This is a genomic window from Falsibacillus pallidus, assembly GCF_050990905.1.
Classification (GTDB): Bacteria; Bacillota; Bacilli; order Bacillales; family DSM-25281; genus Falsibacillus; species Falsibacillus pallidus_A.
On the sequence record NZ_CP158866.1, the window covers coordinates 298,802 to 312,002 of the forward strand.

The following is a 13,201-nucleotide window of genomic DNA, read 5'->3' on the forward strand; positions in this document are numbered from 1 at the left end:
GATTTTTTAGGCCCTCTTCTTATTTGAAGAGGGCCTTTTTGCTTTATCTAAAATTTTGAGGAGGTTTTGCGTAATGACGGATGTAAAAAAAGAATTTGGATTGGAAACACTGCTGCTTCACGGTGGGCAGGAACCGGATGCTGTGACTGGATCGAGGGCAGTACCGATTTATCAAACGAGTTCCTATGTCTTTGAAAATACGGAACATGCTCAGAAGTTATTTTCTCTCCAGGAGTCAGGGAATATCTATACCCGGATCATGAATCCGACGACGGATGTGCTCGAAAAGCGGATTGCCTTGCTTGAAGGTGGGATAGGCGCGTTGGCGGTTTCTTCCGGAATGGCAGCCATTACTTTTGCCATCCTCAATATTGCCGGTGCCGGCGACGAGATTGTTGCAGCGACAAACCTATATGGGGGAACGTATAACTTATTCGCCGTCACTCTTCCAAGGTACGGCATCAAGGTGAAATTCGTGGATTCAACAGATCCCGAAAATTTCCACAAAGCCATTACAGAAAAAACGAAAGCAGTGTTTGCTGAAATCATCGGGAATCCAAGCCTCAATGTCCTGGATGTGGAGCGGGTGGCCGAAATTGCGCATGAAGCATCGATCCCATTGATTGTGGATAATACGTTTGCCACGCCATATGTCTGCCAGCCAATCAAGTGGGGAGCGGATATCGTCGTCCATTCCGCAACGAAATGGATCGGGGGACACGGGAATTCAATTGGAGGCGTCATCGTGGACGGCGGAAAATTTGACTGGAACCATCCGAAGTTCCCGGATTTCACGGAGCCGGATAAGAGCTACCACGGCATCCGCTACGCACAGGACGTAGGTCCGGCTGCTTTTATCACGAAAGCGAGGGTTCAGCTGTTAAGGGATTTCGGTGCTTGTCTAAGTCCATTCAATTCGTTCTTGCTGCTGCAGGGACTCGAAACCCTCCATTTAAGGATCAAGGAGCATAACAGAAATGCGGAGAAAATAGCCCAATACTTGGAGAATCATGACGCAGTGGCGTGGGTGTCGCATCCAAGCCTTGAGACGCATCCATCCCATGACCTTGCGAAAAAATATTTAAAAGACGGCTTCGGGGCAATCGTCAATTTTGGCATCAAAGGCGGCAGGGACGCAGGCAGGACATTCATCGATAACGTTCATCTCTGGTCCCATTTAGCCAATGTAGGGGATGCTAAGTCGCTGGTCATTCATCCTGCTTCCACGACCCACCTGCAGTTGGATGGCGAGGAACTGAAATCAACTGGTGTGACGGAAGATTTAATCCGCTTGTCAGTCGGCATTGAGACAGTTGAAGACTTGATTGCGGACTTGGATCAGGCTTTACTGGTTGGCTCAGGGAAAGCCAGTGCCGTATAAAGCAGAAACCGGGATTGTCACACTCGATTCTATCAAACTGGAATCAGGAGCCATCCTCCATCAGGTGGAAGTTGCGTTTGAAAGGGCAGGAAACAGGGAGAAGCCAGCCATATTGATTTGCCACGCCTTAACAGGGAATCACCGCGCAGTCGGAACTGTAGATGAGCCTGGCTGGTGGGCTGGGTTGATCGGGCATGGAGGTTTCATCGATACAAAGGATTGGCAGGTCATCACGATGAATGTACTTGGCGGCTGCGACGGAACAACCGGTCCAGCAAGTGAGCGGTCGGGTGTGGGGGCGCTGTACCAGACGGATTTTCCCCTGATTACAATTAGGGATATGGTTACCGTGCAGTATGAAGCACTGAAACAGCTGGGCATCCGCCATCTTCATGCGGTCATAGGAGGTTCACTGGGGGGGATGCAGACCTTGGAGTTCGGCATCATGCATCCTGCTTTTATGAATCTACTGATTCCGCTTGCTGTCACACCTGCCTTATCAGACTATGGGATCGCGTTTAATGCAATCGGGAGGAAAGCCATCTATGACGACCCTCTCTGGAAGAATGGAAAATACACCGTGAGCGCCCCGCCTCTGAATGGTTTGAGTACAGCGAGAATGATTGGAATGGTGACTTATCGTTCACGGGATGCCTTTAATGAAAAATCCCAGAGAAGGCGAATCCAGGATGAAAGCGGGATTGGCGGCCTGGAATATGACGTGGAAAGCTATCTGCATTACCAGGGAGAGAAATTGACGAGACGATTTGACGCTAACAGCTATATTTATTTACTGAAAGCCATGGACTCCCATGATATCGGAAGGGAGCGGGACGGGATTGAGAGCGCACTGAGTAAAATTAAAGCGGAAACACTGTTCATTGCCTATAAGGACGATCTTTTATATCCCCCGGAGGTCATGAAAGAAGCTGCGGAACGGCTTCAAAAGTTTGGCTCCCGCTCTGATTTTATCGAAATTGAAACAAAATATGGCCATGACGGGTTCCTCGTTGAATTTGAGAAGTGGGGACCTTTCATAAAGGAGAGATTGGATGCCGATTAATGTGGTACTGCTCGGTTTTGGAACTGTTGGAGAAAGTGTCTACCGCACCATTGCCTCCCATCAGGATGGTTTAAGAAAAATACTTGGAACGGAAATTGTGGTGAAGGGGGTCCTTGTGAAGGATGCCCGCAAACCGCGAAATATTGCGAGTGACGTTCTGGTCACGACAGATTTTAAGAAATTGCTGGAGCTGCCGAAGATCGACGCTGCCATAGAAGCCATCGTAGGGGTGGAGCCTGCATACACGTATGGAGTGAAGTTTTTAAATGCCGGCATTCCGGTCATAACAGCCAATAAAGAAATGGCCGCCCATAAAGGGGAAAAACTGCGGAGGGAAGCGGATGCGAATGGAACAGAATTTCATTTTGAAGCAGCCGTTGCGGGTGGAATCCCTATCATTGCTGTCCTCAATCAGTTGTTGCATGCCAACCGCGTTTCAAAAATCGAAGGAATATTGAATGGGACCTCTAATTTTATCTTATCCACAATGAGGGGAGAAGGCATTTCATTTGATGAAGCGCTTAAGAGGGCACAGCGGAATGGCTACGCTGAAGCGGATCCATCGAATGATATCCTTGGGAAAGACTCCTTTTATAAACTGATGATTATCAGCGAGCTCGTATTTGGCAAGCAGCCTGAGTGGAAAAAGGTAGAGTGCACGGGTATCAACGAGCTTTCGATAAAGGATTTCGAGGAGGCATCTGCGGGAGGGCAGCGAATTAAATTGGTTGCTTCCATTGGAAAAGATGAAGACGGAAATATCACCGCGGCGGTTGAACCTCAATCATTAAATGAAACCCATCCTTTGTATCATGTAGAGGGTGTGGATAATGGAATTGTTGTGCATACCGATTTATTGGGAAGGCTGTTTCTGCAAGGGCCGGGGGCAGGGGGGCTTCCAACTGCCAGCGCCATACTGGAAGATTTGACACAGCACTTTCAAAAGAATCCAAATCCAAAGCCTTTCCGGGAAGCATCCAAAGTGAGGGCAATCCACTAAAATAAGAACAAATGTTTTGTGCACAGCTTGTGCATAAGTTGTAGATAAATGTCGTTTTGGTGTGTAAAACTATCAACAATCACCTGTGGATAAACTGTTATTTCTGTGGATTACTTGAAAGTGTCTTGTGGACAATGTGGAAAAACTCTGTGAATAACGTTAAAACCAACCTTTCTCTGTGTACAAATTTGTTGATAATTGTAGAATAACCTGTGAAAAAAAGATGATGGCCCGACACAGGCCATCATCTTTTATATTCTAATCTTGTAATAGTTCTTCGAGTTCAGCCCATTCTTCCATCAACGTTTCGATTTCTGCTTTGGAAGATTGGATGATTTCGTTGTATTTCATTACTTTTTCGTGGTCCTGAAAGACTTCCGGGTCGCAGAGGAGTTCTTCTTTTTCCGCTACGATGGCCTCAAGCTCTTCCATCTTTTCTTCGATTTCTTCAATTCTTCTTTTTCGCTGACGCTCCAGCTTTTTGGCTTCCTTATCTTTTAAGAAGCTTTGTTTATCAGTGGATGATTCCTGTTTCGTGGAGGCTGCTGCAGGAGACTGATTGTTCTCCCATTCTGCCAGCTCGATCATTTCGTTCTTTTTCTCAATGAAATAATCGTAGTCCCCGAGGTATTCCTGTGCACCATCTTCAGATAGCTCCACAACTTTTGTGGCAATCCGGTTGATAAAATAGCGGTCGTGGGACACAAATAAAATGGTGCCCGGATAGTCAATCAAAGAATTCTCCAAAACTTCCTTGCTGTCGAGATCCAAGTGGTTCGTAGGCTCATCGAGAATCAGGAAATTGCACCGCTGCATCATGAGCTTTGAAAGGGCAAGACGGGCTTTTTCACCGCCGCTCAGTGCATGGACGGGCTTAAGAACGTCATCTCCGGAAAAGAGGAAGTTGCCGAGCACCGTTCTTATTTCCTTCTCCGTTTTCATCGCATATTCGTCCCACAGTTCACTGAGCACCGTTTTATTGGAAGAAAGCTCTGCCTGTTCCTGGTCATAGTAGCCAATGGAAACGTTTGTGCCGAGATGGACATTCCCTTGGAGGAGGGGAAGCCTTTCAACGATGGTTTTTAGCAGTGTGGATTTGCCGATTCCATTTGGACCGACAAGGGCAATGCTCTCGCCTTTTGTGATGCGAACATTGATGCCATTCGATACGGCTTGTCCATTGTATCCAATAGAGCCATCCGTGACTTGGAGCACTTCATTGCCGCTCTGCCTTTCAATTTCAAAATGGAAGCTGGCGGATTTTTCATCCCCGAGCGGCTTATCCATCAATTCCATACGATCTAATTGCTTCCGCCTGCTTTGCGCCCGCTTCGTCGTCGACGCACGTGCAAGGTTCTTCTGGATGAAGTCCTGAAGCTTTGCGACTTCTTCCTGCTGTTTCTCGTACTGCTTCATATTCCGTTCGTACTCGTCTGCCTTTTGATCGAGGTAGGAACTATAGTTGCCTTTGTATTTGCTGATTTTCTTTCTGGAGACTTCGTACACTTGATTCACGACTTTATCAAGGAAGTAGCGGTCATGGGACACGATCAGTACCGCACCGGGATAGCCTTGAAGGTATTGCTCCAGCCAGGACAGTGTATCGATGTCCAAGTGGTTGGTCGGCTCATCCAGGATGAGAATGTCCGGTTTCGTCAATAGAAGCTTCCCAAGGGCAAGACGTGTCTTCTGTCCTCCGCTGAGTGCGGAGATTTTCGTGTCGTAGTCAAATGATGCGAAGTTCAGCCCATGCAGGACGGAGCGGATGTCCGCTTCGAACTGATAGCCGCCTTGATCCTTGAATTTGACTTGCAGCTGGTCATATTCCTTCAGGAGTCGGCTGTACCGTTCCTCATCTTCATAGATGGAGGGGTCTGCCATGCTTTGTTCGAGGGAACGCAGCTCCTTTTCCATCTCCTGGAGATCTTTGAAGACCAGAAGCATTTCTTCCCAGATGGACAGCGATGACTCGAGTCCGGTGTTCTGTGCGAGATAGCCGATGGAGACTTCCTTTGGCTTCATGATCTCGCCTGAGTCGTGGGACATATGCCCTGCAATGATCTTTAACAGAGTCGATTTCCCTGCGCCGTTTCTTCCGACGAGGGCGATGCGGTCTCTTGTTTGTACTTCTAGCTTTATATTCGATAAAATAAGTTCAGCACCAAATAATTTTGTAAGCTGATGAACTTGCAGTAGTATCATTTTTATTCACCTCTATGAATGCCGGAAACCTGATTACTATTCGTTTCCATTAGTACAAGTTTATCGCATCCCGGGCCATTTCGGCAATATAAGTGGATATTCAACATGCAACAGACAATAGAGGAAAAATAGTGTATCATGAACAAAGAGGTGTCAGCTTATGAAGGACTTTACTCATTTTAATGAAGAAGGCAGGGCGAGAATGGTCGATGTCAGCAATAAGCCGGATACAACGCGGACGGCTGTCGCACTTTCTTCCATCACTGTCAATCAGGTTGTCTACAGACAGATACAGAACAACGAGAATAAAAAAGGCGATGTCCTTGGAGTGGCCCAAGTAGCTGGAATCATGGCTGCCAAGAAAACATGGGACATCATCCCGATGTGCCACCCCATTCCATTGAAAGGGATCGATATCTCATTTAAATGGAAAGAAGCAGGGGAAGACCATCAGTTGGAGATCACCGTTTCCGTCAAAACGAAGGGAAGCACCGGGGTGGAAATGGAAGCGTTAACAGCTGCATCCGTCACTGCACTGACGATCTACGATATGTGCAAAGCGGTCGATAAAGGCATGGTGATCGGACCTACCCAGTTGCTTGAGAAGACCGGGGGAGTTTCGAGCCCCGACTATAAGCGATTGATTGAAGATTAAGGAATTAACGTTTTAGGGGTTGAATTTATGACGCAGGAGTTAACTAAAATACCACAAGCAACAGCAAAGCGTTTGCCATTATATTATCGTTTTTTGAAGAACTTGCATTCATCGGGGAAACAGAGGGTGTCCTCTGCTGAACTGAGCGAAGCGGTCAAAGTCGATTCCGCCACGATCCGCCGGGATTTTTCCTACTTTGGAGCGTTGGGGAAAAAGGGATATGGCTATAATGTGAATTACTTGCTCTCGTTTTTCAGCAAAACCCTTGACCAGGATGAATTGACCAAGGTTGCGCTGATCGGCGTCGGCAACTTAGGTACCGCATTTCTTCATTATAACTTTCTTAAAAATAACAATACGAAGATCGAGATGGCGTTTGATATCGATGATGAAAAAATCGGATCTTCTATCGGGGATGTCCCCATCTACAGCCTGAAGAATCTAGAAGAGAAGCTTGCCGATTCAGGGATTACCGTAGCTATTTTGACGGTGCCGGCTCAAGTGGCGCAAAGCATCACGGATCATCTTGTACAAGCCAATGTGAAAGGGATTTTGAATTTCACACCGGCCAGGCTGAATGTCCCGAACTCCATCCGGGTCCATCACATCGATCTTGCGGTTGAGCTGCAGTCATTGGTTTATTTCCTGAAGCATTATCCGATGGATGAAACAGATTTGTCACAGGAAGAAAGCAAAACGGAATAGCCATTACAAATTTTTTCCGTTATGATGTTAATAAAAGGGAGGTGTGCGCAATGGTAGGTGTAGGTAGTATGATTGTGATCGTATTTGTAGCATTGCTCATTTTTGGGCCGAAGAAGTTGCCTGAACTTGGAAAAGCTGCTGGAAATACATTGCGCGAATTCAAAAACGCAACAAAAGGCTTGGCTGACGACGATGATGATGTTAAAAATGACAGCTCCAAGTAATGATAGGATGATTGAGCAATGAATCAAAAAGATATGACGATTTTTGAACATATAGGCGAATTGAGAAAACGGCTCATCATTGTAGTCGTTTTCTTCTTCGTTGCTATCGTGGCAAGCTTCTTCATCTCCCAGCCGCTGATCCGTTTTCTTCAGCATGCGGATGAAGCAAGCCAGCTGACGATGAATGCATTTCGCATAACAGATCCATTCAAAGTATATATGGAAATGATCTTCTTCTTAGCGGTGATCCTGACTTCTCCTGTGATCCTCTACCAATTGTGGGCGTTCATCAGCCCGGGATTGTATGAACGGGAACGTAAAGTGACGCTCAGCTACATACCATTTTCCGTCATCCTGTTCTTGGCAGGGCTGGCGTTCTCCTACTTCATCCTTTTCCCGAATATCATCAAGTTCATGATGAATTTGTCAGGGGATATGGAGATCCAGCAAGTCATCGGAATCAACGAATACTTCCAGTTCTTATTCCAGATTACCGTGCCGTTCGGTTTCCTATTCCAGCTGCCGGTGGTCATGCTGTTTTTGACAAGGCTCGGAATTGTCACGCCGATGTTCCTCGGGAAAATCCGGAAGTATGCTTACTTTATCCTTCTTGTCATCGCGGCGATCATTACGCCTCCGGATATCGTGTCCCATATGATGGTGACGGTCCCGCTGTTGATTCTTTATGAGATCAGCATCGCCATTGCGAGGATCGGATACCGCAAATCGCTTGAGGCAGAGAAGCTGCAGGAGCAGGAAGAATCAAGAGAAGAAGATTAAAATATAGTGCGAAAAAATAGACCTCCCATAGCGGAAGGTCTATTTCTTTTTGCTTTCATTCAGTTTACGTTTAATCCGAAAATGCAGCATGATCATCCGTATTCCAGATCCAAAATCAAGGGTAGCCAGGAAAACAAGGATGAATGCAAAGAATCCCCAGCCGTGGTCATTGACATTTTGGATGGCGAAGATCGTGAAGAATACGCCTAAAACGCAGTAGAAAAATCCTGAAAATAATGGTGACGGCCTCATGTGAAAAATCCTCCAATGAATCCTTGGATCTTATCTGCTTCGTTCATCATTCTCTCGATATCATCTTTAAAGACCGATTGTGCGACCACCACGATGGTATTCATCGTGACATGGGCCACAATGGGAACGATGATCCTCTTTGTACGTATATATAAGAAGGCAAACGTAAAGCCCATGGCCGTATATAAAATGATATGGATAGGCTCAAAATGAGCGATTCCAAATATCAAAGAACTGATGAGTGCAGATGGAAAGAACGAAAATCTTTCGTACAGACTTCCAAAGATAATTTTTCTAAAAACAATCTCTTCCAATATAGGTCCGACTACCGAACTGACGAAGATGACAATCGGAGCGGCCTCGATAATGTTAATAATCGTTTCTGTATTTTTTGAACCCATTTTGATCCCGAGCATCGCTTCTATATTAATGGCGACAGACTGGGCAATGAACGCAAGGAAGACCCCGCCAATGGCCCAAAGGATAGAAGCTCCAACGGAAAGCGGTTCAGCTTTGTCAATTTTGGTATGTTTTTCGGTTTTTCGCAATATGAACAGTACATAAAGAAGAGCAGCGGTGAAGCTGAAAACAATCCAAATGACAGTAGTCAATGACTCCATCCGATTCTCATTTACATCAAATACAGAGGTGCCGATTTTATTGACAAGCGGATATCCGATCAGGCTGGATAGCTGCATGATGATATAGGCAATCAGTATATAGCCATACTCTTTTTTCACAGTGGCTGACTTCCTCTCCGAATAAAGTGAAATCACTGTCCATTCTACTAGTTATCCCCTGCATGTTCAAATTTGAACCATTCCTCGATAATAACAGAATAAAGCCATTGGATAAGCATATATTATCAAGGTGTGCCAAAAGGGGACGGGGTACGCGAAATTTGGAGGATTTTTTTCAAAAAAAATTATGGGTTCCCGCTTGCAAAATGGGCATGAGTTATTTAATATAATAATTGTGTTAGCACTCAATGAGTAAGAGTGCTAATAAATAACCAATTACATATTATTTCTGAGGAGGTTGTTTCACTTGTTAAAACCACTAGGTGACCGCGTCATTATCGAACTAGTAGAGTCAGAGGAAAAAACGGCTAGCGGAATCGTGCTGCCAGACTCAGCAAAAGAAAAGCCGCAAGAAGGTAAAATCGTTGCTGTCGGTACAGGCCGTGTATTAGAAAGCGGAGAGCGCGTGGCTCTTGAAGTAGCTGTAGAAGACCGCATCATCTTCTCTAAGTATGCTGGTACAGAAGTGAAATACCAAGGAACTGAATATTTAATCCTTCGCGAAAGCGATATTTTAGCAGTAGTAGGCAAATAATCCAATTCAACATTCATCGATAAAATTTGAGGAGGTTGTTTCATAATGGCTAAGGAAATTAAATTCAGCGAAGAAGCACGCCGTTCCATGCTTCGCGGTGTAGATAAATTAGCAAATGCAGTAAAAGTAACGCTTGGACCAAAAGGACGCAACGTGGTTCTTGAGAAAAAATATGGTTCTCCGTTGATCACAAATGACGGTGTTACAATTGCGAAAGAAATCGAACTTGAAGATGCATTCGAAAACATGGGTGCAAAGCTTGTAGCTGAAGTAGCAAGCAAAACAAACGATGTTGCCGGTGACGGTACAACAACTGCAACGGTTCTTGCGCAGGCAATGATCCGTGAAGGCCTTAAAAACGTAACAGCTGGTGCAAATCCGGTTGGACTTCGCAAAGGAATCGAAAAAGCGGTTCAAACTGCTATTGAAGAACTTAAAGCGATCTCTAAGCCAATCGAAGGCAAAGCTTCCATCGCACAAGTTGCAGCAATCTCTGCAGCTGACGAAGAAGTTGGCCAATTGATTGCAGAAGCAATGGAGCGCGTTGGAAACGACGGCGTTATCACAATCGAAGAATCTAAAGGATTCTCTACAGAGCTTGATGTAGTGGAAGGTATGCAATTCGACCGTGGATATGCATCTCCATATATGGTAACTGATTCCGACAAAATGGAAGCAGTCCTTGAAAATCCATACATCTTGATCACAGACAAGAAAATCACAAGCATCCAGGAAATTCTTCCTGTCCTTGAGCAAGTGGTACAGCAAGGCAAGCCATTATTGCTTGTTGCAGAAGATGTTGAAGGTGAAGCACTTGCTACATTAGTAGTGAACAAACTTCGCGGAACATTCAATGCAGTAGCTGTTAAAGCTCCTGGCTTCGGCGATCGCCGTAAAGCAATGCTTGAAGACCTTGCCGTCCTTACTGGCGGTGAAGTAATCACTGAAGATCTTGGCTTGGATCTTAAATCTGCAAACATCACTCAATTGGGCCGTGCAGCGAAAGTTGTTGTTACGAAAGAAAACACAACGGTTGTTGAAGGTTCTGGCGAGTCTGATAAAATCGCAGCCCGCGTTAACCAAATCCGCGCTCAATTAGAAGAAACTTCTTCTGAATTCGACCGTGAAAAACTACAAGAGCGCCTAGCTAAGCTAGCTGGCGGTGTTGCAGTGGTTAAAGTCGGTGCAGCAACTGAAACAGAATTGAAAGAGCGCAAACTTCGCATCGAAGACGCCTTGAACTCTACTCGCGCAGCAGTAGAAGAAGGAATCGTATCCGGTGGTGGTACAGCTCTAGTGAACGTATACAATAAAGTTGCTTCTATCGATGCAGAAGGCGACGTTGCAACTGGTGTAAACATCGTTCTTCGCGCATTGGAAGAGCCAATCCGTCAAATCTCCCACAACGCTGGCCTAGAAGGATCTATCGTAGTAGACCGTCTAAAACGCGAAGAAATCGGCGTAGGTTTCAACGCAGCAACTGGCGAATGGGTAAACATGATCGAATCCGGTATCGTTGACCCAACAAAAGTAACTCGTTCAGCCCTTCAAAACGCAGCATCCGTAGCAGCGATGTTCCTAACTACTGAAGCAGTAGTAGCAGACATCCCTGAAGAAAACGGCGGCATGCCAGACATGAGCGGCATGGGCGGTATGGGTGGAATGGGCGGAATGATGTAATCATTGCCCAGACCTTTTTGAAAAATCCCTCTGGACCTTATTGGTTCGGGGGTTTTTTTGTTTTGAATTAGGGTTTTGAAGTAATTTGCTAACAAATTGCTAACATAAAGTAAAAAGGCTCCTCATTAGTTGATTTAACTTTTAAGGAGGCTTTTTCATTTTTAAAAAAATAACTCAAATTGAATTGTCCTTTCATTGAATGCGCTATTTTTAATGTTGTTCTGTTTGAAATGATAGTGATTGTATTTAATGGCAATTATTTCTATAAATGCATTGTTATACGATGTAAATAGTTATACAATGTTAATGTAAATAAATGGAGGTTATGTCATGGACAGGGAGCTTCTGAAGGGCAGTATTGAAATATTATTGCTTTCATTATTAGCGGAAGCGGATTGTTATGGTTATGAGATGACAAAAAAATTACGGGTATTAAGTGATGATGCCTACCATATGAATGAGGGAACACTGTACCCTGCTTTAAAGAGGCTGGAGAAAAAGGAATGTGTGACATCGTATTGGAGTCAGGGATCGGATGGCGGCCGGAGGAAATATTACTCAATTACCAAAACCGGGCGCACTGTTTTGAAGGAAAAGCTGCTGAACTGGAAACAAATCAATAAGTTAATTGAAAATACAGTGGAGGGGTTATCGTGAAGGAGATAATCGAGAAGTATGTAAATGAAATCACCTTGGATTTGCCGGACGATGAACAGAAGGAATTAAGGGAAGAGATTTATATACACCTTCAGGACCATGTCAAAGAACTTATCATTAAAGAATATTCTGAAGAAAAAGCAATCCGGTACGCAATTAAATCCTTTGGTAATCAAGATGAATTGAATCGCCAGCTAAAGAGGACACTTTTTCCCTATTATAAGCCAATTCGATTTGTGTGGAGTGTTATTTTTGTTACTGGGTTTATATGCCTTGTTTCCTATTCTTCTATGGAATACTACCACCCGGAATTTGACAATCATTTACCAGCATACAGTGTGTTGATGGGAATGTTCATAGTGACCATTATCGCCGGGTTAGGCGAGGTTTTGTATGAAGCCATTTCCAGTCTGGTACAGGTGAAATGGGTGTTAAACCCTTGGCTGTTCTTCTTGGTGCCTTCATTGATAGTTGGCGGAATTCAAACGCCACAGTTGTTTAAACATCCGGAACAATATCAGGATAGCTTGTGGCTGGACTTGTATGCCATTCCAATAGGTGCATTTGCATACATCATCTCGAGGCAGCTGTTTACTTTGCTCTTTGTACGCAATAAGAATAATTATAAGAGAACGAAGGTTAATTAAAGTTATAGTAAGGAGGTTGTTTAATTGCTTGATATTACGATGAAAAAAGTGAGTATACTGATTCCACTGATATTATTCGCTATCAATCTACTATTCTCGGCATTCCTTATTGAAGAATTAATCGATGCCTCTGATCCAAATTACGGAGTAACGGGTTTCTTTACACCTATAATCGGTTTGATGTCTCTTATATACATTAGAAAGTTAGAAGGGAAAAATCGGATTCTTTTGTTGAGATTTTTTCAACTATTTAACTTGGTTTTTATTATTTTCCCTATAGCGGTTTTCATTTATGGAATCCTTATTATGGTTGGTTAATTATTAACTATAGGTAGTGTGAAGGATGTATGGGTTATATCTACCGACTTTTCCAACTGCTTGGGTCATATGAGAACCTGTCATAGTAGCTTTTGGCCATACACTTTTGAAATCCCTCTGGACTTTTTTGTTCGGGGATTTTTTTTGTTTGGAAAGTGAGAGGTGCGGGGGGAACGGTTCTGCTTCACATCAATTGAAGTGGGACACTAAACCTGTCCCCATGTCCCAAAACTTTTTTAGTGAAAGTTTATGTTTAAAGTTATACACTTAGTAAAGTGTGATTTTATTATACAACTAGATGG

15 protein-coding genes are annotated in these 13,201 nt (G+C 44.4%); 12 read left to right on the forward strand and 3 right to left on the reverse strand.

Annotation, left to right across the window (positions count from 1 at the left end; genetic code table 11):
* The first annotated feature begins 73 nt into the window (after positions 1-73).
* Genes ABTV07_RS01675 through ABTV07_RS01685 form a run of 3 tightly spaced genes read left to right on the forward strand, consistent with a single transcriptional unit; the run spans position 74 to position 3,444 of the window.
* Positions 74-1,381 carry a homocysteine synthase gene (locus ABTV07_RS01675; protein WP_433746651.1) on the forward strand — a complete coding sequence of 436 codons (1,308 nt, stop codon included), beginning with the start codon at positions 74-76 and terminating at the stop codon, positions 1,379-1,381.
* Entirely contained in the window at positions 1,371-2,444 is a 1,074-nt protein-coding gene (metX, locus tag ABTV07_RS01680; RefSeq protein ID WP_433746653.1) for a homoserine O-acetyltransferase MetX, read from the forward strand. The genes ABTV07_RS01675 and metX overlap by 11 nt, the downstream gene beginning before the upstream one ends.
* Positions 2,434-3,444 (forward strand): homoserine dehydrogenase, encoded by a 1,011-nt coding sequence (locus tag ABTV07_RS01685; RefSeq protein WP_433746656.1) that lies wholly within the window; start codon positions 2,434-2,436, stop codon positions 3,442-3,444. Before metX ends, ABTV07_RS01685 begins: the two co-directional genes overlap by 11 nt.
* A 258-nt stretch (positions 3,445-3,702) precedes the next feature.
* Here the strand turns inward: ABTV07_RS01685 and ABTV07_RS01690 are convergent, their stop codons facing one another.
* On the reverse strand, positions 3,703-5,646 hold the full coding sequence (locus tag ABTV07_RS01690) for an ABC-F family ATP-binding cassette domain-containing protein (RefSeq protein ID WP_433746659.1): 1,944 nt from the start codon (positions 5,644-5,646) through the stop codon (positions 3,703-3,705).
* 160 nt (positions 5,647-5,806) lie between these two features.
* Between ABTV07_RS01690 and moaC the strand changes: the two genes are divergently transcribed.
* The 4 genes from moaC to tatC are packed head-to-tail and all read left to right on the forward strand — an operon-like array spanning position 5,807 to position 8,010.
* Positions 5,807-6,301, forward strand: coding sequence for a cyclic pyranopterin monophosphate synthase MoaC (gene moaC / locus ABTV07_RS01695; protein ID WP_433746661.1), 495 nt, complete (start codon positions 5,807-5,809; stop codon positions 6,299-6,301).
* A gap of 27 nt (positions 6,302-6,328) precedes the next feature.
* The gene (locus tag ABTV07_RS01700) at positions 6,329-7,006 is read left to right on the forward strand and encodes a redox-sensing transcriptional repressor Rex (protein WP_433746664.1); all 678 of its coding nucleotides are present in this window, start codon (positions 6,329-6,331) and stop codon (positions 7,004-7,006) included.
* Between the two features lie 50 nt (positions 7,007-7,056).
* Complete coding sequence (locus ABTV07_RS01705) at positions 7,057-7,230, forward strand: twin-arginine translocase TatA/TatE family subunit (protein ID WP_433746667.1); 174 nt, start codon at positions 7,057-7,059, stop codon at positions 7,228-7,230.
* Positions 7,231-7,248: 18 nt separating this feature from the next.
* On the forward strand, positions 7,249-8,010 hold the full coding sequence (gene tatC / locus ABTV07_RS01710; RefSeq protein WP_433746670.1) for a twin-arginine translocase subunit TatC: 762 nt from the start codon (positions 7,249-7,251) through the stop codon (positions 8,008-8,010).
* A 39-nt stretch (positions 8,011-8,049) separates the two neighbouring features.
* Here the strand turns inward: tatC and ABTV07_RS01715 are convergent, their stop codons facing one another.
* Both ABTV07_RS01715 and ABTV07_RS01720 read right to left on the reverse strand, forming a co-directional pair.
* Complete coding sequence (locus ABTV07_RS01715; protein ID WP_433746673.1) at positions 8,050-8,262, reverse strand: YdiK family protein; 213 nt, start codon at positions 8,260-8,262, stop codon at positions 8,050-8,052.
* Complete coding sequence (locus ABTV07_RS01720; RefSeq protein WP_433746676.1) at positions 8,259-9,002, reverse strand: lysostaphin resistance A-like protein; 744 nt, start codon at positions 9,000-9,002, stop codon at positions 8,259-8,261. The genes ABTV07_RS01715 and ABTV07_RS01720 overlap by 4 nt, the downstream gene beginning before the upstream one ends.
* 307 nt (positions 9,003-9,309) lie before the next feature.
* Here ABTV07_RS01720 and groES point away from each other — a divergent pair, with 307 nt between their 5' ends.
* The 5 genes from groES to ABTV07_RS01745 all read left to right on the forward strand — a co-directional run bounded on the left by groES (position 9,310) and on the right by ABTV07_RS01745 (position 12,899).
* Positions 9,310-9,597 carry a co-chaperone GroES gene (groES, locus tag ABTV07_RS01725; protein WP_114747070.1) on the forward strand — a complete coding sequence of 96 codons (288 nt, stop codon included), beginning with the start codon at positions 9,310-9,312 and terminating at the stop codon, positions 9,595-9,597.
* A 45-nt stretch (positions 9,598-9,642) separates the two neighbouring features.
* Positions 9,643-11,277 (forward strand): chaperonin GroEL, encoded by a 1,635-nt coding sequence (groL, locus tag ABTV07_RS01730; RefSeq protein ID WP_433746679.1) that lies wholly within the window; start codon positions 9,643-9,645, stop codon positions 11,275-11,277.
* A 330-nt stretch (positions 11,278-11,607) separates the two neighbouring features.
* Complete coding sequence (locus ABTV07_RS01735; protein ID WP_433746682.1) at positions 11,608-11,934, forward strand: PadR family transcriptional regulator; 327 nt, start codon at positions 11,608-11,610, stop codon at positions 11,932-11,934.
* Positions 11,931-12,581 (forward strand): permease prefix domain 1-containing protein, encoded by a 651-nt coding sequence (locus ABTV07_RS01740; protein WP_433746685.1) that lies wholly within the window; start codon positions 11,931-11,933, stop codon positions 12,579-12,581. Before ABTV07_RS01735 ends, ABTV07_RS01740 begins: the two co-directional genes overlap by 4 nt.
* A gap of 24 nt (positions 12,582-12,605) precedes the next feature.
* Entirely contained in the window at positions 12,606-12,899 is a 294-nt protein-coding gene (locus tag ABTV07_RS01745) for a hypothetical protein (RefSeq protein WP_433746688.1), read from the forward strand.
* Positions 12,900-13,201: the final 302 nt, after the last annotated feature.